This is a genomic window from Wolbachia endosymbiont of Ceratosolen solmsi (assembly GCF_017869155.1).
Taxonomy (GTDB): Bacteria; Pseudomonadota; Alphaproteobacteria; order Rickettsiales; family Anaplasmataceae; genus Wolbachia; species Wolbachia pipientis.
Map to the genome: position 1 here is coordinate 62844 of NZ_CP054598.1, position 21932 is coordinate 84775.

General features: G+C 35.6%; 18 protein-coding genes, 1 tRNA gene and 2 pseudogenes. 9 read left to right on the top strand and 12 right to left on the bottom strand.

The window, feature by feature from the left end:
- Nucleotides 1–2: 2 nt before the first annotated feature.
- Nucleotides 3–185, bottom strand: coding sequence for a 50S ribosomal protein L32 (rpmF, locus tag HUB95_RS00375; RefSeq protein ID WP_041573607.1), 183 nt, complete (start codon nt 183–185; stop codon nt 3–5).
- Between the two features lie 420 nt (nt 186–605).
- On the opposite strand from rpmF, the gene HUB95_RS00380 reads away from it, so the two are divergent.
- From HUB95_RS00380 to HUB95_RS00400, 5 genes are all read left to right on the top strand, one after another.
- The gene (locus HUB95_RS00380; RefSeq protein WP_015589313.1) at nt 606–1388 is read left to right on the top strand and encodes an MlaE family ABC transporter permease; all 783 of its coding nucleotides are present in this window, start codon (nt 606–608) and stop codon (nt 1386–1388) included.
- Complete coding sequence (locus tag HUB95_RS00385; protein WP_197907251.1) at nt 1381–2082, top strand: ABC transporter ATP-binding protein; 702 nt, start codon at nt 1381–1383, stop codon at nt 2080–2082. The genes HUB95_RS00380 and HUB95_RS00385 overlap by 8 nt, the downstream gene beginning before the upstream one ends.
- A 319-nt stretch (nt 2083–2401) precedes the next feature.
- On the top strand, nt 2402–2899 hold the full coding sequence (locus HUB95_RS00390) for a hypothetical protein (RefSeq protein WP_007548965.1): 498 nt from the start codon (nt 2402–2404) through the stop codon (nt 2897–2899).
- A gap of 82 nt (nt 2900–2981) precedes the next feature.
- Nucleotides 2982–4145: a 1-deoxy-D-xylulose-5-phosphate reductoisomerase gene (gene dxr, locus HUB95_RS00395; RefSeq protein WP_015589315.1), complete on the top strand. Its 1164-nt coding sequence runs from the start codon at nt 2982–2984 to the stop codon at nt 4143–4145.
- A gap of 202 nt (nt 4146–4347) precedes the next feature.
- The gene (locus HUB95_RS00400) at nt 4348–5247 is read left to right on the top strand and encodes an Rpn family recombination-promoting nuclease/putative transposase (RefSeq protein WP_209452427.1); all 900 of its coding nucleotides are present in this window, start codon (nt 4348–4350) and stop codon (nt 5245–5247) included.
- A gap of 34 nt (nt 5248–5281) precedes the next feature.
- Here the strand turns inward: HUB95_RS00400 and HUB95_RS00405 are convergent, their stop codons facing one another.
- From HUB95_RS00405 to tldD, 3 genes are all read right to left on the bottom strand, one after another.
- On the bottom strand, nt 5282–6529 hold the full coding sequence (locus tag HUB95_RS00405) for an IscS subfamily cysteine desulfurase (protein WP_015589317.1): 1248 nt from the start codon (nt 6527–6529) through the stop codon (nt 5282–5284).
- 90 nt (nt 6530–6619) lie between these two features.
- Nucleotides 6620–6760 carry a hypothetical protein gene (locus HUB95_RS00410; protein ID WP_153296798.1) on the bottom strand — a complete coding sequence of 47 codons (141 nt, stop codon included), beginning with the start codon at nt 6758–6760 and terminating at the stop codon, nt 6620–6622.
- Between the two features lie 55 nt (nt 6761–6815).
- On the bottom strand, nt 6816–8234 hold the full coding sequence (gene tldD, locus HUB95_RS00415) for a metalloprotease TldD (RefSeq protein WP_197907450.1): 1419 nt from the start codon (nt 8232–8234) through the stop codon (nt 6816–6818).
- 62 nt (nt 8235–8296) lie between these two features.
- Between tldD and HUB95_RS00420 the strand changes: the two genes are divergently transcribed.
- The 4 genes from HUB95_RS00420 (at nt 8297) to HUB95_RS00435 (ending at nt 10671) form a co-directional block, all read left to right on the top strand.
- Nucleotides 8297–8381 (top strand) — tRNA-Leu (locus HUB95_RS00420).
- Nucleotides 8382–8451: 70 nt separating this feature from the next.
- Complete coding sequence (locus HUB95_RS00425) at nt 8452–8940, top strand: hypothetical protein (RefSeq protein ID WP_209452428.1); 489 nt, start codon at nt 8452–8454, stop codon at nt 8938–8940.
- Between the two features lie 244 nt (nt 8941–9184).
- A complete protein-coding gene (locus HUB95_RS00430) occupies nt 9185–9892 on the top strand; it encodes a uroporphyrinogen-III synthase (RefSeq protein ID WP_141456650.1) in 708 nt (235 codons plus the stop codon).
- Nucleotides 9892–10671, top strand: a complete 780-nt coding sequence (locus tag HUB95_RS00435; protein ID WP_141456649.1) for an exodeoxyribonuclease III — start codon at nt 9892–9894, stop codon at nt 10669–10671. Before HUB95_RS00430 ends, HUB95_RS00435 begins: the two co-directional genes overlap by 1 nt.
- Before the next feature lie 36 nt (nt 10672–10707).
- Here the strand turns inward: HUB95_RS00435 and HUB95_RS00440 are convergent, their stop codons facing one another.
- From HUB95_RS00440 to mnmG, 8 genes and pseudogenes are all read right to left on the bottom strand, one after another.
- Nucleotides 10708–11727, bottom strand: a complete 1020-nt coding sequence (locus HUB95_RS00440) for a hypothetical protein (RefSeq protein WP_141457300.1) — start codon at nt 11725–11727, stop codon at nt 10708–10710.
- Nucleotides 11728–11777: 50 nt separating this feature from the next.
- A pseudogene (gene polA, locus HUB95_RS00445) lies at nt 11778–14353 on the bottom strand (DNA polymerase I).
- A 171-nt stretch (nt 14354–14524) separates the two neighbouring features.
- A pseudogene (locus HUB95_RS06555) lies at nt 14525–15611 on the bottom strand (IS3 family transposase).
- 232 nt (nt 15612–15843) lie between these two features.
- The gene (locus HUB95_RS00470) at nt 15844–16650 is read right to left on the bottom strand and encodes an SDR family oxidoreductase (protein ID WP_209452429.1); all 807 of its coding nucleotides are present in this window, start codon (nt 16648–16650) and stop codon (nt 15844–15846) included.
- A 5-nt stretch (nt 16651–16655) separates the two neighbouring features.
- Nucleotides 16656–17300 carry an alpha/beta hydrolase gene (locus HUB95_RS00475; protein WP_015589325.1) on the bottom strand — a complete coding sequence of 215 codons (645 nt, stop codon included), beginning with the start codon at nt 17298–17300 and terminating at the stop codon, nt 16656–16658.
- Nucleotides 17301–17697: 397 nt separating this feature from the next.
- The gene (locus HUB95_RS00480; protein ID WP_064125381.1) at nt 17698–18063 is read right to left on the bottom strand and encodes a hypothetical protein; all 366 of its coding nucleotides are present in this window, start codon (nt 18061–18063) and stop codon (nt 17698–17700) included.
- A gap of 121 nt (nt 18064–18184) precedes the next feature.
- Nucleotides 18185–19852 (bottom strand): aminopeptidase P family protein, encoded by a 1668-nt coding sequence (locus HUB95_RS00485; protein WP_015589327.1) that lies wholly within the window; start codon nt 19850–19852, stop codon nt 18185–18187.
- Between the two features lie 8 nt (nt 19853–19860).
- Nucleotides 19861–21783, bottom strand: a complete 1923-nt coding sequence (mnmG, locus tag HUB95_RS00490; protein WP_209452430.1) for a tRNA uridine-5-carboxymethylaminomethyl(34) synthesis enzyme MnmG — start codon at nt 21781–21783, stop codon at nt 19861–19863.
- Nucleotides 21784–21932: the final 149 nt, after the last annotated feature.

Consider the following 21932-nt stretch of genomic DNA (forward strand, 5'->3'; position numbering starts at 1 on the left):
AGTCACTCTGCCTGTTGCTTGATGAAAACCCGTTTTCCTTTGTAACTGCCATCAACTGCTACGTTATGAGGCAACATGAATTCCCCAGTTGTTGAACATACCACAATATTCTTAGGCTCAATAGCATGATGAGAACGATGCATATTACGCCTTGACTTTGACTTTTTTCTTTTTGGAACTGCCAAAACTTCCTCCATTCTACTACAAAATTCAATTCATTAGTAACATGTTTTTTACAGGAAGTAAACAGGGATAGTAAAATAAGTAAGGTTTGCTTATGTAATTGAGTTCTATAGCTAAAGTGGCTCTACAATTTGAAAAACCGTCATTCCGCTACTCGTTAGCGGAATCTATACCGCGAATGAATCGCGGTATGACGGTTCGCGGTGGCATGACGATAAGCTCGTCATTCCGCTACTCGTTAGCGGAATCTATGCTGAGATATCGCGGCGGTATGACGTAGGGAAACCTTTCTTGGGTTAAGCTTTAAATTAAAACATCAAGTATATTGAACTTAAAACATATCTCAGCTATACTTTGCGATAAAGTTAATAAAAATTTTAATAAAATCAGTAAGACTAACCTCTAGCTAAAATGAATACAAAGTGAGCTTTTTTGATATAAATAGTGTTAGAATAATTGGTAGGTACTTTATCAATTTTTTGTTAAGGCTTGGTAGTGCATTCATATTTTTTATTCAATCTCTATACCACTGCCTTGTGCCACCATATTATTTTAGCAACATAGCAAGACAAATTATAGAGATAGGCTTTTTCTCTCTGCCAATTGTTGGGCTCACTGGAGTTTTTATAGGAGCGGCAATAGTTTTACAAAGTAGCTTGAGTGACCCATTAATTAACCAAGAACAGATAATACCCAAACTTGTTACGATCACTATCATTAAAGAGTTAGGACCAGTTTTGATCAGCTTAATAATGGTAGGAAAGGTTGGATCATCAGTTGCAGCAGAAATTGGTACAATGCGCATCACCGAGCAAATAGATGCACTTACAACCTTGAACATCAACCCTTTTAAATATTTAATTGCACCAAGGATTTTAGCGTCAATCATAGTATTTCCCATACTTACAGTATGTGCAGATTTAATAGGAATATTTGGAGGATGTATCACTGCAGTCTTCGAATTTAACCACAATTTAAATATATACATTAAACACACAGCTCAGTTCTTTAATACGTATGATTTTATAACTGGGCTAATAAAAGCAACTGTATTTGGCGCCATAATTTCTGTCTCAAGCTGCTATTACGGTTACCATTGCAAAGAAGGTGCACGAGGAGTAGGTGTTGCTACAACATCAACTGTTGTTTTATCGTCCATACTGATCATTTTAGCAAACTACATGATTACTTTGATACATGCGTAACCCCATAATATCAATATTGAACTTAAGCTTATCTTTTGATGATAGGACAGTACTAAAAGATCTAAATTTTGATATATTAAAAGGGGAATCATTAGTCATACTTGGTGGCTCAGGAAGCGGCAAATCTGTATTAACAAAAACAATTATCGGCTTGCTTGCTCCAGACTCAGGGTCTGTTAAAATAAATAGTAAAAGCAAAAATAAATTTGGGGTTTTATTTCAAAATTCCGCTTTATTTGACTACGTTACAGTGTGGGAAAATATATCTTTTAATTATAAAAAGCGCTTTAATATCAGCAAAAAAGAGGCAAAACAGCTAGCAATCGAGAAGTTAAATGATGTTGGACTGGAGGAAAGCATAGCAGATATGTTTCCAATAGAGCTATCAGGTGGAATGAAAAAAAGAGTGGCACTTGCAAGGGCGATTGCACACAATCCAGAAATCATTATTTTGGATGAACCAACTTCAGGATTGGACCCAATTATGTCAGATATAGTAAACGAGATAATAATAAAATTATTTAGAGATCTTAACCCTACAATTATCACGATTACACATGATATTCATAGCGCATTTAAAATAGCTGATAAAATAGCAGTATTATATGAAGGGGAGATCATTTCCCATGGAACTGTTCAGGAAATACAAAATACTAATAACGAATATATAAAAAAATTCATTCATTATATATAGCTAAAGATATATACACTATTGCTAACAGTCATATTTTTAAGTTTTAACTTTGTAAAAGGTAGTGGACATTGGAATTCAGATTTTTTCAAACTGGATCCTATAGCTAACACGTCATACCGCGATTCATTCGCGGTATCTCGGCATAGATTCCGCTAACTAGTAGCGGAATGACGAATTTGTCGTTTTTCAAATTGTCGTAAGTCAGTTTAGCTATATATAGGATGACAGAAATTGTTTGTATTAGCTATATTCAAAAGCTCTATTGATATTTTGCAATATTTGTGATAAAATAATAGCTTAAGGTTGAGAGTAAAAATTTATGAGTGAAGCTCAAGGTCCAAATATTGCAGAATGGCAAGCGCAGCAGCAACACCAAGAGGCTGCTGGTGAGAAAAGTGGTTTTGGTCTTGGTCATAGTGACTCTGTTTCAACAGTCGTGGATGGAATGAAATGGTTGTTCAACTTTCATGAAGGAGCAATTGCTGCTTATAGTAACGTGTTTGAAGGTTTGGTGAGTGGTAGTAGTCTAGTAACGCTGTTTGGAAAATCAGGTAATATGTTTGGCATAAAATTTCTTGAAGGCCTTGCAGAATATTTTTCAGGTGGAGGTGGGGAAGATATGCCATCAGAAGGAATGGATATGGCTCATGGTGATGATGGACATCACTCAGATGATTACCCTCATGCCAATAACGAAATAGCTCATAATGCTGATGGTTTGCAAGACATGCATGATGCAGGTGATCACCATGGTCAATCTTTTTCACCTGGTCCTTCACCATCTGTTGGCGATGACCACGGACATGAACTTGGTTAAACGCTTAAAAACTGCTGAATAGTATGCGAGAAGGCCTAATAAGAAAAGTTGCTGTTGTTATAATTAACATGAGTTTGTCTTAGTGAAAAAGGTTTCAGTTTTAGGGTCAACAGGAAGTGTTGGAAAAAAGACTGTAGATTTGCTCTCAAAGAGAAAAGAAGAATACCAAGTGGAAGCACTAAGTGCCCATTCGAACTTTGCTCTACTGGCACACCAAGCAAAACTGCTAAATGCAAAATATGTTGCTATCTCCGATGAAAGGCTTTACAAAGATTTAAAAGAAAATCTACTTGGTACAGATGTAAAAATAGCAATTGGTGCTACAAATATTGCTACCATACCTGTTGATCTCTCAGTTGTTGCAATAGTTGGCATTGCAGGCCTTGAGCCAGTTATGGAGGTTATAGAAAGCGGTACCAAAGTCATTGCATTGGCAAACAAAGAAAGCATTGTTTGCGGTGGAAAGTTATTACTTAAAAAAGCTAAAGAAAAAAACGTACAAATAATCTCTATTGACTCTGAGCACAACGCAATTTTTCAAATTTTGCAAAATGACGACAAATGCATAGAAAAGATCATACTTACTGCTTCTGGTGGACCATTCTTAAATTATAGTTCTGAGCAATTAAGAAATGTCATAGTAGATCAGGCGCTTAGTCACCCCACTTGGAATATGGGAAAGAAAATCTCGATTGATAGCGCAACAATGATGAATAAGGCACTAGAGATAATAGAAGCACATAACTTGTTTAACATCAGCCCGGATAAAATTGAAGCAATAGTGCATCCTGAGTCAATAGTACATGGAATTGTAACTTATAAGGATGGGTTCAACTTTGCTGTGCTTGCAGAGACTGACATGGCAATTCCCATTTCATATGCTTTGTCTTGGCCGGAAAGATCAGCTTTAAATCGTAAATTAGATTTAACAAAGCAAGGAAAATTGACCTTTCAAGAACCAGACCATAAGCGTTTTCCTGCGCTAAAGCTTAGCATGGCAGTGTTAAACTCTTCTGCTCCACAAACAAACAGTATTGTGCTCAATGCTGCAAATGAAATAGCTGTTAATGAATTTTTGAAGTCACGAATCGGCTTTTTAAAAATAGTAGAAGTAGTGGAATCAACAATGGAAAGTTTTGATAGTTATACTGATATTAATTCACTATCTGATATAATAAATATTGATTGTGAAAGTCGTATTATTGCTCACAAAATTGTTGAAAGTAAAGTTGTTGCGTATAGCTAGAGTAATGTAACCAGACTGCATTCTGTGATTTTTTTTTAGCAAAGCACGATACACAATCGTCATTCCGCTACTAGTTAGCGGAATCTATGCCGAGATACCGCGGCGGTATGACGGTTCGCGGCGGCATAGCTATCTTCAAAAATATGGTTGAATAATTGTTAATAATAGTGTATAATTATTAATATTTTTAAGCACTTTGGCTATGGCTTTATCTAAGTTTCTCGACCCTAAGCTGGATTTAACCTTTAAAAGAATCTTTGGCACTGAAAAAAATAAGAATATTCTCATACATTTTTTGAATGATATTTTAGGGTTTACCGAGATAAATACTATACAAGAAGTGGAATTCCTCAGTACTATAATGGATCCTGAAATTGCCTCTGATAAGCAAAGTATAGTTGATGTTCTTTGCAGGGATTCTAGTGGGACCAGGTATGTGATTGAAATGCAGCTTACTCGCGATAAAGGCTTCGAAAAACGAGCTCAACTGTATGCTGCTAAGGCTTACTCAAGACAATTAGATAAATCTGGCAACTACATTGATTTAAAGAAAGTCTTCTTTATTGCTATATCAAATTGTAACTTACTTCCTGAAGAAGTTGATTATATATCCAACCACACTATAAGAGATGAGAAAACCAATGAGCATGACTTAAAAGATTTTCAATTTATATTTATTGAACTACCTAAATTTCCTAAGAATAAGAAAGAACAGCTAGAAAGCATAGTGGATCGTTGGTTATTTTTCTTCAAATATGCAGATGAAACTACGGAAGAAGACTTAAGGAAAATAGCAGAAAAAGCACCAATAATAAAGTTAGCCTACGATGAATTAGACAGGTTTAGCTGGAATGAAAAAGATTTAGTAGCTTACGAAGAAAGAATAATGGATCTACGGAAAGAAGAAGCCATTCTTGAATACAGACTTGATCTTGCTACTGAAAAAGGCAAAAAAATTGGTAAAGAGGAAGGCAAAATTGAAGGGAAAATCGAAGTCGCAAAAGCAATGCTGGCTAATAATGTTGATGTTAACACTATTGTCAAGTTTACTGGCCTTTCTATTAGTGAGATTGAAGAATTAAGTGTGAACGGTACAGAGTAATTTCAAAGTGCATTTGCAGTTGGAACGGATACATTTAATGAGAGTCCCATTTCACGGTGTTCAAATCTACTCCTTCTTGTACCATCTCCCAAAGTGGGCTCATTTCTCTCAGTCGGCCAACATTTTTAGCAACAAGATCTGCTGCATACAAAACTTCTTCTTTAGTTGTAAATCGGCCTAGGCCAAATCTAATTGATGAATGCTCAAGGTCATGGCCATTATTTAGCGACCGTACGACATAGGAAGGCTCAAGAGACGCAGACGTGCACGCAGAACCAGAACTTACTGCTAAATCCTTGATTGCCATGATGAGAGACTCACCCTCAACATAGGGAAAGCTCAAGTTTAGGTTGCCAGGAATTCTATTTTCATAATCACCATTTAAAACGATATCAGGAAACGCTTCTTTTATCTTGTTATACAAAATATCCCTTAATTCTTCCACTCTAGTTGTTTCTTTTTTCATTTCTTCTTTAGCAATACGTGCCGCTTCACCAAAACCAACTGCAAGAGGTGTTGGAACTGTTCCAGAACGCATGCCTCTTTCCTGTCCACCACCACTAATTAGTGGTATCAGCCTAACACGAGGATTCTTTCTACGGACATATAATGCACCTATTCCCATAGGCCCATAAATTTTGTGGCTAGAGAGACTCATAAGATCAATGCACATCTCATTAACATCAATTGGAACTTTTCCAAAGCTTTGAGCTGCATCTGTGTGGAAAAATATATTACGCTTCCTGCATATTTCACCAATCTCCTTTACAGGCTGAATTACTCCGATTTCATTATTTACCATCATCACTGAAACCAGGATTGTTTTATCAGTAATTGCTTCCTCAAGCTTTAATAAATCTATAATTCCGTTTTGCTTAACAGGCAAATATGTAACTTTAAAGCCTTCATTTTCCAGATGCCGACAAGAATCCAGAACACACTTATGCTCCGTGCAGACAGTTATTATATGATTTCCTTTATTTTTATAAAAGTGAGCAACGCCCTTGATTGCCGTATTATTTGACTCAGTTGCACCTGAGGTAAAGATAATTTCTTTGCTATCTGCGTTCACCAGATCAGCGATGTGTTTCCTTGCTTTTTCCACTGCTTCTTCAGCAGTCCAACCAAATGAATGGCTGCGAGAGTGTGCATTACTGAACTCACCAAAGTAAGGTATCATCACCTCTAAAACACGGGGATCTACTTTAGTAGTAGATTGATAATCAAGAAATATTGGTAATTTTATTTTAGCATCGTGTATTTTTTTACTTTCAACATTCATAAAGCTACCACGGAGACAAAATTTACAATTATTTTATAGCATTAAAACTTAATTTTTTCAAGATATAATCTTGCATCAAGTACAAAAGTGTCATCCGAGTAGCTGACACATAACTGTACGAACATTTATTTGCGAAAGCAGTGTGTTAAATGTTATAGCCAGTTTTGCCTCAAACACAAAGGCAGTGCCCAGACACTGGGATGACACCCTATTGGTGGCAATTGCTTCCAAATCATAATGTTTGTACAGCTGTGCGCCGTGCGCTGGAATCCGTTTTAGCCCTTATCTATATCTCAGTTCCACCAACAGTTATTGCGTCGACTTTGAGTGTCGGCTGACCAACTCCAACGGGCACATTTTGTCCATCTTTCGAGCATGTGCCAACACCAGGATCTAACTTTAAGTCATTACCAACCATAGATACTTTTTTCAACACTGTTTGACCGTCACCAATTAGTGTTGCTCCTTTTACTGGCTGTGTAATTTTGCCATTTTCTATTAGGTAAGCTTCCGAAGATGAAAAAACAAATTTTCCTGACGTTATATCAACCTGCCCACCACCGAAATTTACTGCATATAGACCTTTCTTTACGCTAGATATTATTTCCTTCGGTGTATACTTTCCGGGCAACATATAGGTGTTTGTCATGCGCGGCATAATAACTTCTTTATAACTTTCTCTTCTACCATTACCAGTTGGGCTTACACCCATGAGTTTAGCGTTCATATGATCCTGCATGTATCCTTTTAGGATCCCATCCTCTATCAATATATTATAACTGGGTGGAGTGCATTCATCGTCTACGCTGATAGAGCCGCGCAAATTGGGCAGAGTTCCGTCATCAACTACTGTGATGTCACTAGCTGCTACTTGTTTACCCACAGAATTTGAAAATGCTGAGACTTTTTTGCGATTGAAGTCGCCCTCAAGTCCATGACCCACGGCTTCGTGTAACAATATTCCTGGCCAGCCTGGACCTAAAACGACTGTCATTTCTCCGGCTGGAGTTGGAATTGCTTCAAGATTTACCAGTGCTTGTTCTAACGCTTGGTTTGCAACTTCTTTCCACTTTTTCTCAGAAATAAACTTACTATAAGAGTCCCTTCCACCATGCCCTGCAGAACCTCTTTCGGTACGGCCATCTTTTTCTACAATGACTAGCACATTAAAACGTACCAGAGGCCTGATATCGCTTAATCTGTGATCACCCTTTATTATTTGTACAACTTGCCATTCTCCACTTAGAGTTATTTTTACTTGCTTCACGCAGTTATTTTTGGACCTTACATACTCATTAACCTCATTGAGTAGCTTAATCTTTGAATTCAGATCCATTTCATTTATAGGGTTAATCCTCGAATATAGGCTTTTTGTCTCTTCGTTTAAATTTATTGAATTTGTCTTGTTTAAAGACACTGAGCTTTTTACCATAGAAGCAGCATTACTAATTTCTTTTTCGCTGATCTCAGAAGAACAAACGAAAGATGTACTATCTTCACAAAAAGACCTTAAACCAAATCCCCTTCTAGTATTCAAGTCCATGTGTTTTAATATGTTATCCTCAAAAACCAGAGACTCCGACTGGCAAAATTCTAGAAACAGCTCACCACCATCGCTATTGCTCAAAGCGTTATTGACTATTTTATATACGTTATTAATATTAACATTGTTTTGAGCAAAAAATATTTGATCTAGATTTGGCATTACCTTTGAACTAAAAATTGTTTAAGTATATTATTTAACTTTAACATAGTAAACTATAAAAAGCCCGGGTGGCGGAATTGGTAGACGCGCTAGCTTCAGGTGCTAGTAACTTTTTAAGTTGTGGAAGTTCAAGTCTTCTCTCGGGCACTCTTAGCTTCCATATTGCTTATTGAATTAATTAATGTTATAATATAACATATTAGGTAATATTCATGCTATGTATAGTGAAAAAAATAAGTTAGCCTGCAGAAAGAAGGTACGAACTTACTCGAAACGCTTAGTTACTACACTATCTACTATCTCTTTCATTGGATACATAGCGGCATTGGTCTTGAATATTCCTGTCTTAAGTCTGTATTTTAGTATTGCCTGCACTATATTAAGTGTACTTTCATCTACCTTAAACATATGGTCATTAGCTGATTTTAGGCAGCGTGATCTTAATAAGCAGCTTGGTGTAGAAAACACTCCTGGACAAGAAAAACTAACGAAGATCTGTCTTGATATTACATCTAACGTTTTGTTTTTAATAGGAGGAATTACACCTATATTGCCCTTTGAATCTCCTATCATTCCTTTTGTTTCCACTGCCTTTTTTATTCTAGGCTGTGCCTTTATGGCAACTAATATCGTTCGGACTAGGATTAGCGAACCACAGGCAAAAAAACCTACTGATGACCACTCCCTAACTGCAAAAGCAGCTTAAGTATTAACTTATACAGGAATATTAGCTATATAATTCCACTGAAGAGAGCCATTCAAAAGAGTTCGATGTAATTAGCGTCAAAAAAGTGTAAGCAGAAATTGTGGGCTTATTGGGGTAGGAGCGCTTAGTACTCCTACTTCCACATCAATTACTTGAATAATTGCTCAAGCTATCAAAATAAAAGTTTTTATTCAGTAATTTGTGTATAAAGTGTACTATTTTACTAGTAGTGAAATAAATCAGAATGAAGTCTATTTTATTAACGAGGCCTTTATTGGACTCGTTCAATACAAGAAATATATTGAGAAAGTATGGATACAAAGTTTTTATAGAACCAGTATTCACAATAAAGTACTTAAATCCTGATATATCTGCGTACGAATTTGACGTTGTGATATCTACAAGTAAAAACAGTGTAAAGGCTCTTAGTCAAATATGCAAAGAGGATGACTTTCCGATTATTACAGTTGGTAATTCAACCATGCAGGCTGCAAAAAATTTGGGATTTTCTGATATAATCTCAGCAGACAGCAACGTTGATGGTCTGATATCATTCATAAAAGCTCATTATTCAAACGCAATAAAGTTCTTGTATATAAGGGGACAAGAAGTATCATGTGATCTAAAAAAGAGATTATCTGAAGAAGATTTTAACATAAGAGAAGTTGTACTCTATAAAACAATTATTAAAAGGAGTCTAACTAATAGGTGTAAAAATTTGCTGTTGGATGGTAAAATTGATAGTGTTGCTTTTTTTTCCTCACAGACAGCAAGGGTATTTTGTTCATTAGTTCTAAAAAGTGGGCTATCTCATGTGATGAGCAATATAACTGCATATACCATGAGTAAAAACATTGCTGATAGTTTAAAGTTAATCAAATGGAAAAAAATTATAACATCGAGGTTGCCTACTGGGGAGAGTTTAATTGATATAATTAATAAGGATTGTTGATGCTAAAGATTGCAACTTGGAACGTAAACTCTATACGCAAAAGAGTTAACCAACTTTGTAGTTTTATAGTTGATAGTCAGGTAGATATAATTTTGCTGCAAGAGATAAAATGTACAGAAGAGCAATTTCCTTACGCAGAGATAGAAAAGTTAGGATATGAATATGCTATCTATGGACAAGTTGCAAGAAATGGCGTTTGTGTCTTATCTAAATATCCGATACTGGAGAAGTTTAAAATTGACATTGTGGAAAGTCATCAAGAAGCACGTTATATAGAGTGTGTGATAAAACACACCAATCATAAGGTAAGGGTAGGAAGTGTATACGTTCCAAACGGTCAAAGCCCGGACTCTCAAGCATTTGAATATAAACTCAAGTTTTTTGATAATCTATATGAAAGGATGAGCACTTTGTTAAAGAATGAAGAGTTAACTATTATAGCTGGCGATTATAATGTTGCACCGGATGAAATTGATGTCTTTGATTCAAACTTATTGAATGGCCAAGTGTGCTTTCATATAAGAGAACGTGAGAAGTTAAGAGCGATCTTGAATCTTGGGTTTAAAGATGCGTTTAGAATATCTCACCCAAATTTGCAACAATTCACTTGGTGGCATTATCAAGGCAATTCACTCAGAAATAATCAAGGAATGCGAATAGATTATATGCTGTTATCACCACAAGCTGTAGATAAATTGGAAACATGCTACATAGATGATAGATTGCGTAAGCTAGAAAATCCGTCTGACCATACTCCTGTTGTATGTGCTATAGAATAATAGTAGACCTCTTACACAACTCACTTTTTGGCAAACTTAGGTAATCCCTGCTTGTTTGTTGCTTGTGTTTTCTTCCCTTCGTTTGTTTTCCTTTCTTGTCCAAGGTTGATCTTGCTGTTTGCTTTCTTCGTTTCCCCTGTTGTTTTCCTGGGAAATTTGCTCAGGAACAGGTTGTTGTTCACTCTTTTCTTTTCCTTGGGAAATTTGTTCAGAAACAGAGGTGCCTTTCTCAACTTCTGTAACTGGGGTTTTTAAAATATCATCAATGCCCTCGAGAATTTTTCCATTCAGTTTTGCTCTCTTTTCTGTATCATCTTTATCTTGTGAGCTAGGGTCATACAAAGTACCTTTTTTGTTATTTGAAAAAAGAACCTCCACTCCTCCTTTTATGGCAAATATTGTGCCGATAGCAGTAAGAACTACTCCGAGTGTAGTAGGACCAAAAATTAACATTGGAATAGTGGAAAGAAGGACAGGAAAAAAGATCTTGCTTAAGAACGTTGTTACCATCTCTTCATCACTGAGTGGTGGTTCATCCTCTTCTTTCTTGTCTTTACCTAAGAATGGTATTTTTTCTTTCATCCCATCCATAAAGGAGCCAGAAATATTTTTCGGGTCTATTTTGATCCCTCCAATTAGCAGCAGCATTTCCAATACAAACTTTATGGATGAATCTTTAGCTTCTGTACCGCGTATATCAGCTACACAGTCATCTACTACTTCTTTTATTTTACCATTCTTGAGATTCTCCTCATTAGCTAATTTTTTCTCTCTAATTTTCTCAAATACGGAAAGTAAAAACTGAGAAAAATTCTCTTCACTGAGTGGTTTTATATCTTTTGGATTGACATTATTAAGTAGTATGTCCTTATAAGCTGATATAAAATAATCAGTTATTTCTTTGTTCTCCTTTAATTCGGCTTTACCTTCTAATACTTTTACAAAGTAATCATAGATTACCTGATGTTCCTCTTTTTCAAAAATTTTCTCATCTTTGTTAGTTACCTGATTTGAAGGTTCCAAATTCTTTGTTTGTGGAGTTAATATTTTTGTCATAACTGAGTTACTCACATTTACTATACTTCAATTGTAGCATATTTTTCATATTAATTCAAATAATCTATACTCTTAGAATCCGCCATGTTTAAGTCATAATTAAGAGCCCAGTTGTCGCCAACTTTTATTTCTACTTCAAGTGGTATAGAAATTTCTACTACACCTTCCATTATATTTTTCACAAGTTTTGCTGTTTCTTGCACCTTTTCGTCTTCTACTTCAACCAGTAGTTCATCGTGAACCTGGAGGATTATTTTACCTACTTTCAATTGATCAAAAAGCTGAATTGTCGCACGTTTTATTATATCAGCAGCGGTTCCTTGCAGTGGTGCGTTTATTGCTGCCCTTTCTGCAAATTGTCTTATATAAGGAATTGTATTGTTTATGTCTCTTACAAAGCATCTTCTGCCAAACAAAGTTTCTACATAACCATGCAATCTTGCGATAGACACTGCTTTTTCCATATAGGCCTTTATTTCTGGGTAACAGGAAAAATAGTAATTAATGTATTCAGCAGCTTCCGCAATGGTAATTCCAAGCCGCTTTGCAAGACCAAATGGGCTAATGCCATATATAATTCCAAAATTGATGGATTTTGCTTTGCGTCTTAATTGCTCATCTATTTCTTGCACTCCAAAAACTTGCCTAGCGGTGATCTCATGAATATCTTGTCCGTTTGCAAAAGCTTCTTTAAATGCTGCAACGTTTGCAACGTGTGCCAGGAGTCTCAATTCTATTTGTGAATAGTCAGCAGAAATTATCTTATGCCCTTTTGGCGCAATAAATGCTTGTCTGATAAGATTTCCCTCTTCGCTTCTGATAGGAATATTCTGTAAATTAGGATTGCTGGAGCTCAGCCTTCCAGTTGCAGTTGCAGTCGTTGAAAAGCTTGTGTGTATTCTACCATCAATGGAATCAACTTGCTTTATTAGCGCATCAGTGTAGGTGCCTTTTAATTTACTTAAATGTCGCCAATTTAAGATTTTACTTGCGATTTCTACCCCTTCTTCTTCGAGTGCCTCTAGAACTTCATAATTGGTGCTATACGATCCAGATTTTTTGACTTTTTCTTTTTATTAAGCCCCATTTTATTAAATAAAACATCACTTAATTGTTTTGGCGACGCAATATTAAATCTTTCCCCTGCTAAGTTATATATCTCATCTTCAAGCACGGCAATTACCTGCTGAAATTTATCGGACAATTCCTGTAATTTTTGTATGTTCAGTAATATCCCATTTTTCTCCATATCAAATATTACTTTCATAAGTGGCTTATCGAAGCGCTCGTAAATTGTGAACAATTTTTCCTGAAACAACCTTTGCTTTAGCTTTTCGCGAATTGCTATTAAAGTTTTTGCCGAGAAAATTTCTACATCTCCACTCAAATTATGTGCAACTATGTTTGGAATACTGTGATCATGCTTTCCTGTATCCAAGCTATACGACATTATCATCAAATCATCAACTGAATCTAACATCTTCTCTATTGCAGGGAAGATTTTCCTGATCTCTTTAATGTTATGTATTATTTTAAGCACTCCATTTGAGAGTAAAGTTGAGTTAATTGTAATAAGTGCATCTTGTATGCTGTCTTGCTCTATATAAAAAATATTACTTTCGCTATAAGATAAGGAAATTTTATTTAATAAGTTGTCTTCAAAGTGGCAATGAATTGCAATTCTGCCTTCATATCTACAATGCTCCAAAAATTTCTCTAACTCTTCACTACTATATTCTATTTTCTCTTTTGTGCTAGACCCATTATAGGAAAAAAGCTTTTCCATTTTACCTATTAAAGAATTGAATTCATACTTCTTTAAAAAGGATAATAGTTTTTCCATATTTGGAGAATGGACTTCATATTTTGCAATATCATGTTGAAGGTCTACTTTTTCGCATAGTGATAAAAGTTCTCTTGAAATTAGAGCTTTTTCCTTATGTTCGGTGAGAATATTACGAATCCTCGTTTGCTCGATATTATCAATGTTCTCTATAATATTATTCAATGAATCAAATTCATCTAGTAATTTAGCTGCAGTCTTCGGACCTATTCCCGGAACGCCTGGAATGTTGTCAGATGCATCACCAGTTAGAGAAAATAAATCAAGAAGCTTGTGTGAGTTTACACCAAATTTTTCTATTACTTGTTTTTCATCTATATATATATTTTTAATGGGGTCGAATATTAAAATATTGTGGTTCAAGAGTTGAAATAAATCTTTATCTGATGAAACGACTACCACTTTAAAGTCTTGGTGGTTGGCGTATTTTGCAGCTAGTGTTGCGATTATATCATCTGCTTCATAACCTTCAATCTCTTCATAGCTGAGGTTAAAAGCTTCTACCGCTTCTCTCAGTATGGTAAACTGTGGAGTTAGATCCTCAGGAGGCGTTACTCTGTTCGCTTTGTACTCAGGATATAAATCGTGCCTAAAATTCTTTTTTCCTGCATCAAGTGCTATAGTTAAATAGTCCGAATGGGCAATGTACTTAAGAACCATATTCAGAAAGCCATATACACCACCTATTGGCATTCCTGTTGTGGTAATTAAGTGAGGTAGTACATAGTAAGCTCTGAAAAGAAAACCATAGCCATCGATGATTGTGAAAGTTTTTTCTTTCATTGTAGATATTTATGCGTGCTTTTGATGGTCCACTATTTAGCTGAGAAAATCAAGTTTTTGTTTTTCTGCTTTTGAGCGTTGTAAGAGATTTTACCGAAAATAGCATTCATGATGGGGATGTACACATATGACCTTACCCAGAAAAAGTGGAGAGAAAGTTTGGAATGTTTTTTACAAAAAGAATGATGCATCAAATTGTTCTGGAATGCAATAGTTAATAGTGACGTTGTTTGTTATAAAAAATTTCTATGTATTCAAATATTGCAGTTCTAGTTTGTTGAGCAGAGTGTTGTGAAGTATCAATAAGTATTTCTCTTTTCAATGAGCTAAAGAAGCTTTCCACAACAGAATTGTTGTAACAACAACCTTTATGACTCATCTATATTCTTTACAGCTAAGAGATATTGATAACCTTGCGAAGTATATTGTGAACCTTTATCACTATGTAATAGTAGATTTTTGGCAGGTTTACGCTTGTTAACGTCCATTAATAAAGAGTCCATAACCAATTTATTGAACTGCTCATTAACTACCATGCGTAAATATAGATCGATTATTGTTGCCAAATATAGCCATCCTTCTTTGGTTTTTATATAAGTAATCCCATACTTTATTTGGTTGATCGACAATAAAGTTTTGGTCTAATATATTGGGAGCTACTGTCCGTTTGTTGTTTCTTAATTTTAAATTTTCTTCTCAATATAGCCTGAATACCATTTTTCTGCATAATACTTTGCACTGTTTTTAAGTTGCAACTTTTACCCAAAGCCTTTAATTCAGAATGAATTTTAGGAGCTCCATATCTACATTTAGAAGCTTGATATATTTTTTGAATATCTGCTAATGACTCTTTATTTGCTGATTCTCTACTGCTTATTTTCCTTGTAGTCCACTTATAGTAGCCACTAGCAGAAAACCCTACATAATTCCTGCACTTTATAGTGTTTACTATGCTCTTTTATGAAAAAATATTTTACTCTTTTTGACTGGCCAGGGCTTTTTTTAAAATGTCTCTTTCTCTTGTTACTTTTGCTAACTCTTTCTGTAAATCAAATCTCTCTTTGTCATAAGGTGCTACATCTGGAAATGCATTTGCCGCTGACTTTTTTTCGTTATATTTCTTCATCCATTTTCCTAATACACTATCCCTTATTCCTAGATCTCTTGCTACTTTTGCAACTGGTTGACCTACCTTTCTTTGTTCATTTGTCAGCTTAACAGCTTCCAATTTGAATTCTGCCTTATATTCTCTTGCCATTTCTAATCCTCCAAAATTTTATTTTACCCGAAAAAACTCCTTTCTTTCTCTCCACTTTTTCTGGGTAAGGTCACTATTTGTTAAGTAATTTACACTTCAGAGTTTATCTGCTTTAAAGTTTACTCTATTCTGTTTCAGCATTTGTCATAAATCCTTAATTATTTCTGACTTTTTAGTTCAGTTTTTAACCATTCTTTCCTTAACTTAATGGCAGTGACAATAAGCCTATCTATCATTCTGATGTGATTTCAGTTTTGTTTACGTGCAAACTCTCTAATCCCACCTTGTAGTTAGGATAAATTAGAGAGACATTAAGATCTTTTTTAATTTTAACATTACTTACTCTCTTTGATCCTAAATAAAAACTCTGTGCATAATCTGGTAACTCAATTGGTTCTGGAGGGCTAACATTGAGAAGTTTGGTTGCATATATTACCACTTCAGATTGTGTAGTGGGTAAATCGTCTGCACAATTGTATATTTCACCAGGTTTTATGTTTTGCATGGAAGAAAATAAAATATTTGATATATCTTCAACGTGAATACGAGAAAAAAAATGCCCTTCTTTTTTCACATTTCTTGCTTTGCCAAGCTGCAAGTCAATTAACACGTTCCTACTAGGGCCGTATATTCCAGCTAAACGAAAAATATGTACAGGCAATCTGCTATTCAGCCACTTCCTTTCAGATTTAAGGCGCTTTACTCCTCTGATTTCTATAGGTTTTGTTTCAGATTCCTCATTCACCCAATTACCAGAGTGATCACCATAGACGCTAGTTGCAGACAAATAACCAAGCCATTTTACATTTTGCAGGCAATCACCGTATCTCTCCACAACATCATCGCCATCTGGAGGAATAGAAATTAAAACGTGCGTTGCGCTTTTAAGCAGATCTTGACTAACTTTCTCATAATTAAAGAGGATTACATCTTGTATATTTTTACTTCTTGATGTGCCACTAACTTTCCAACCCAAGTTCAGTAGTTTTTTCGATAAAAATTTAGCTACATATCCATAACCAAAGCAAAACAAGTGCATGAAAATTAATTTTTAAAATTCTTCTTGATAAATTCTACTCCTAATTTTATTCCCTCTTCATTAATAATATGCCCTAATGCATGAATTGGGTGTCCTTCAACATTTACTCCATTTTCTTTCAGAGCTTTAACCGCTAAGTCGAGGGACGAAAAAGGTACCACGTCGTCAGCATCACCATGGATAACACATATGTTAGGTTTTGACTTGATCTCTGGTGCAGTTTTTGAAGGTGAAAGAAATCTACCAGAGTATGCAACAACTGATGCACAGGATTGAGAGCGGGTGAGAGCTGTATGTATTGCAAGCATTGCTCCTTGAGAAAATCCAACTAAAGAAAGTTGCGTATCTTTTAAATTAAGCTCCTTTAATTTTGTATCAATGAAATGATTTACAATTGATGTAGCATTTTTTACTCCATTATATAGCGCTTCCTCACTACGATCTTCCAAGCTGAACCACTGATAACCATCACCTATTTCTCTTTCAAACGGAGCATTGGGTACTGCAAAATATGAACCCAGTAAAAACTTGCTCATAACTTTAGCAAGGTGAATGAAATTATCGCCACTTGAGCCCCAACCATGTAAAAAAATAATCAAATTTTTCTTATTTCCGCCTGCACAAATTTCTGGGCCTTTAAGTTCAATCATTTCTTTTCCTTTTGCGTTTATATTTTTATTTAACACTAATTTTCAAATTTGTAAAACCAATGTGCAATTACGTTCCCGATACTACAGATAAAGTAACTTAGGTTCATCGACGATTTGAAAAACCGTCATTCCGCTACTCGTTAGCGGCTGAGATACCGCGAATGAATCGCGGTATGACGTAGGGAAAACCTTAGCTATAAACCTCAGAAATAAGAAAACAAACTAGAAAAAATACCTCACTATAACTGCAGCCTTAAGCAACGTACCTTATTTATTTACGAAAACTGGTATAAATGCTATGCAAGTAGCTACACTACTTGCATGGCATCAATAATTGACCTCGACTTACCGTCCAACTAGAAAGTTGTATATAGAATGACAGAAATCCAGATGTTATTTATTTACTTTCGATCTTTTCTATCAATTTTTTAACTAAGCCTCTTAGCTTTTTACTGGATTCATCAAGCTCTTGAATCTGCGAGCTATGCTCTTTCATTAGTTCCTTATAGTTACCTCTTATGTAGTCAATCATTTCCTTCATCTGAGCAATCATCTTGTTAACATCCATACTGCCCAAATCAGGTATCATGCCAGGCATAGCCCCTTCTAACATACCGCCAGCCATAAGCTGCTGAGACATTTGCATAAATGGTTTTAAAGTCTGATTAAGCAATTCAGGATCCTTGGCTAATTTTTCTATTTGCTCTTTGCAAGTATCCATATACTGCTTCATAAATTCATCTTCTTGCCCTTTGTCTATCATAATTATAACCTACCTAAAAATACGTGTTCTTTATTATATATTATTTTAAAATTAAAAACAATACAAAATACCTGTCACAATTGCATTAATACTTTTTAAATAATAAAAAATGCTCCTTTGCTTATAAAGGGTCACATACCTTCTTTAACCATTCCTTATCTTTTACGCTATTTTCTAAGTTTTTATAGACAAATTGATGGTAGCCATTTATCCATTCAATTTCATCCTTAGTAAGCATTTGCACATTTATTAGTCTTCTATCATATGGAATAGAGGTCAGTTGTTTAAAGTTTAAGAAGCCATTCTCTTGCCTGTCAACATATATCAGATTTTCAATTCTTATTCCATACTCTCCCGGAATGTAATAGCCAGGTTCGTTGGAAAGTATCATCCCTGGCGTGAGTTTCACTTTATTACTTTTTGATATTGCTTGTGGTCCTTCGTGTACTGATAGGTAACTTCCTACTCCATGCCCTGTACCATGCATATAGTCCATTCCAAATTTCCATAAATGCGTACGTGCCAATATATCCAATTCTCCACCAGTAGTGCCGGGGGGAAAGATGACACTTGCTATAGCAATGTGAGCTTTCAACACTATTGTATAGTGGATTATTTGCTCATTGGTCGGATTACCAACTACTACAGTTCTTGTCACATCAGTTGTGCCACTAAGGTATTGGCCACCAGAGTCAATCAAATATAGTCCATTTTTCTGAATTACCTTATTCGTCTTACTGCTTGCACGATAGTGAATTATTGCACCATTTTCATTAAATGCGGAAATTGTTGGAAAGCTCAATTGTTTAAACAAATTCTGCTCTTTTCTGTATTCTAAAATCTTTTCTTCAGCTTCAAGTTCTGTACCAACATTATTTTCAAGCCAAGATAGAAAATTTGTAACTGCCACTCCATCTCTGATATGCGCATTTATAGCCCCAGCTATTTCAGTTTGGTTTTTTGCTGCTTTATAAATTAGACAAGGATCTTCTCTCTCAGCTACCTGTTTATCTTTTATTACAGCCATGATACTCATTGGAGTCGTGCTTGGATCCATGACTATTGAATTTAGCTTGTGCAGCGAATTTTCTAGCTCACTAATATCAAAAATATTTATATGATTGCCTAAATTTGCTTCTATAGTTGAATGTTCTTTATCTTGAATAAACAAATTAACATTACCGCTTTTATACAATATAGCACGGCCCAATATACATGGAGTATATTTAGCATTTTCATTTCTTAAATTTAATAACCATGAAATTGAATTTGGATCAGTTAAAAGCACTGCTTCAGCTTCTTTATCTATGCTTTTGGCAACTTTTTCACATTTGTCCTTACTACTTTCACCAGCATGTTCAATAGAATGTAAAACCACTGCTTGTTTTCGATAGTCACTTTTTTTTCCAGCTAAACAGGGTATTAATTTACAGATATTCTCATACTTTCTTATATCTTCTATGGTAAAATATTGCAAATAATAACCTAGTGAGGCAGTCGATGTTAAGTTTGCTTTTATCCATTCGCGTGGATCCTCTTCTTGTATATTATATACTTGAAAATTGCCCTGATCGAGCTGATTGTGAGCTTGTGTGATATAGCGTCCATCCGTAAAAAATGGGCACTTGTTGTTTTTTGTAACAATGAGCAGCCCATTTGTTCCTGTGAAGCCACACAGCTTTGTTAGCTCCTCTGAATACTCATTTAAATATTCATCTTTGGTGTGTAACATAAACGCCTCAGCATTTATTGCACGCATAAAAGAACGAAATTCTTCGATTTTTGACATAGAACACCTCACACAAAATTAGCAGCCACTTTCGTTTTCCTGTTTCTCAAATACACTAATATGCTCACTATCGCTGCAGGAGTGATGCCTTGTATTTGCTTTGCAATGCCAATCGTCGCTGGTTTTATCGTCTGCAACTTTTCTATTACTTCACTTGACAGGCCTTTAACTTGTGAATAGTTAAAATCAATTGGAATTTGAGTGTTAATTTCCTCTCGTAAAAACTTCATATCCGCTTCTTGTCTTATTAGATAAGGTTTGTATTTTGCTTCAATTTCAACCGCTTCGCATATTTCATTCTTAGTTATGCTACCCATTGCGGTGCCATCCCAGCGCGTGATGCTGCTTAACTCCGGCCATATTTCTTGTAATTTATTCCAGTCGATGTTTGGATAGCTAAGTAAATCTAGTGCCGTTTTTCTTATCCCATCATAAGATATTTTGATACCATAAGACCTAAGCTGCTCAGGAGTAATCGTCAGACTCCCTAACTTCTCTTCAAGCTGCTTAATGGATTCAAGTTTATTCTGTAAAACAGAGTATCTCTCATGCGAAACAAGGGAAATATCATAACCTTTTTGTGTTAATCTTCTATCTGCATTGTCTGACCTGATAGCTAGCCTATATTCTGCACGTGAGGTAAATAATCTATAAGGTTCGATCACCCCTTTGGTGACTAGATCATCTATCATTACGCCGATATATGAGTCTGTGCGATGAAGAACAAAGCTTTCTTTTTTTTCAGATGCAGAGAGTGCTGCATTAATTCCGGCAATAATTCCTTGCCCTGCTGCTTCTTCATATCCAGTAGTGCCATTAATTTGGCCAGCAAAATATAGGCCTTTAATTTTCTTAGTTTCAAGAGTATGGCTTAGTTCTCGTGGATCAATATAGTCATACTCAACTGCATATCCAGGTCTTAGTATTTCTGCATTTTCAAGTCCCTTGATACTCTTTATCATTTCACACTGCACTTCAATAGGCAATGAATTTGAAATTCCGTTCGGGTATATAGTATCATCATTCAGGCCTTCTGGCTCTAGAAATATTTGATGACTACTTTTTTCTGCAAATTTTTTAACTTTAACTTCAATTGATGGGCAGTATCTTGGTGCAACAACGTCATCTAAATATGAAGAAGCTGACCTGTGGAGATTTTCTCTGATTATTTTATGCGTGTTTTCATTAGTATGGGTAATAAAGCATGATACCTGAGGTTGGTTAATTTTTTCTGTTAAGTAAGAAAACGGCACAGGTGGGTTATCACCCACTTGTTCTTGCAATATTGACCAGTTTATAGTGCCACGATCGAGCCTTGGTGGAGTTCCGGTACGCAGTCTACCTAATTTGAAATTATATTTCTTCAACGTATTTGCAAGTTCTACGGCAGACTTATCTCCCATTCTCCCTGAAGGAGTTGCTTGCTCTCCTATATGAATCACACCTTGCAGGAAAGTCCCTGTAGTTAAAACGACTTTGCTTGTCAGTATATGCTCCCCTGAGCTTGTTATTACAGCTTTAATGCACAATTCTCCATTGTTATTACTCTCTATAAGAAAATCGTCAACCGACTCTTCTTTTACCGTCAAATTATTATAATTTAGAATAATTTCCTGTATTGCTTGCTTGTATAATTTTCGGTCTGCCTGTACACGCGGGCCCCATACTGCTGCACCTCTGCTGCTATTTAAAATGACTGAGTGTATACTTGCTTGATCGATTGATCTTCCCATTATTCCATCAAGAGCGTCAACTTCCCTGACTACAACACCCTTTGCAACTCCTCCGATTGCTGGATTGCAGGACATTTCCCCTATAGTTGAAATTTTATGAGTTATAAGCAGCGTGTTTGCACCAAGGCGAGCTGCAGCAGCAGCAGCTTCGCACCCTGCATGACCACCACCTACTACTACTACATCATATTTATGCATGCCTTCTTGAGTAATTCTTACTCTACTAATATTCTAACTATTAGCGGTTAATGTCAAATTTTACAGTAATTAACTATTTCAATCATCAGTGGCCAATGTATAGCTAACTCACGTCATACCGTCACGGTATCTCTAGATCCCGCTAACAA

Coding starts and splice junctions, on each gene's coding strand:
- HUB95_RS00385 (WP_197907251.1), top strand. CDS start 1,381: ATGCGTAACCCCATAATATCAATATTGAACTTAAGCTTATCTTTTGAT.
- HUB95_RS00390 (WP_007548965.1), top strand. CDS start 2,402: ATGAGTGAAGCTCAAGGTCCAAATATTGCAGAATGGCAAGCGCAGCAG.
- HUB95_RS00400 (WP_209452427.1), top strand. CDS start 4,348: ATGGCTTTATCTAAGTTTCTCGACCCTAAGCTGGATTTAACCTTTAAA.
- HUB95_RS00405 (WP_015589317.1), bottom strand. CDS start 6,529: ATGAATGTTGAAAGTAAAAAAATACACGATGCTAAAATAAAATTACCA.
- tldD (WP_197907450.1), bottom strand. CDS start 8,234: ATGCCAAATCTAGATCAAATATTTTTTGCTCAAAACAATGTTAATATT.
- HUB95_RS00425 (WP_209452428.1), top strand. CDS start 8,452: ATGTATAGTGAAAAAAATAAGTTAGCCTGCAGAAAGAAGGTACGAACT.
- HUB95_RS00430 (WP_141456650.1), top strand. CDS start 9,185: ATGAAGTCTATTTTATTAACGAGGCCTTTATTGGACTCGTTCAATACA.
- HUB95_RS00435 (WP_141456649.1), top strand. CDS start 9,892: ATGCTAAAGATTGCAACTTGGAACGTAAACTCTATACGCAAAAGAGTT.
- HUB95_RS00440 (WP_141457300.1), bottom strand. CDS start 11,727: ATGACAAAAATATTAACTCCACAAACAAAGAATTTGGAACCTTCAAAT.
- HUB95_RS00470 (WP_209452429.1), bottom strand. CDS start 16,650: ATGCACTTGTTTTGCTTTGGTTATGGATATGTAGCTAAATTTTTATCG.
- HUB95_RS00475 (WP_015589325.1), bottom strand. CDS start 17,300: ATGATTGAACTTAAAGGCCCAGAAATTTGTGCAGGCGGAAATAAGAAA.
- HUB95_RS00480 (WP_064125381.1), bottom strand. CDS start 18,063: ATGATAGACAAAGGGCAAGAAGATGAATTTATGAAGCAGTATATGGAT.
- HUB95_RS00485 (WP_015589327.1), bottom strand. CDS start 19,852: ATGTCAAAAATCGAAGAATTTCGTTCTTTTATGCGTGCAATAAATGCT.
- mnmG (WP_209452430.1), bottom strand. CDS start 21,783: ATGCATAAATATGATGTAGTAGTAGTAGGTGGTGGTCATGCAGGGTGC.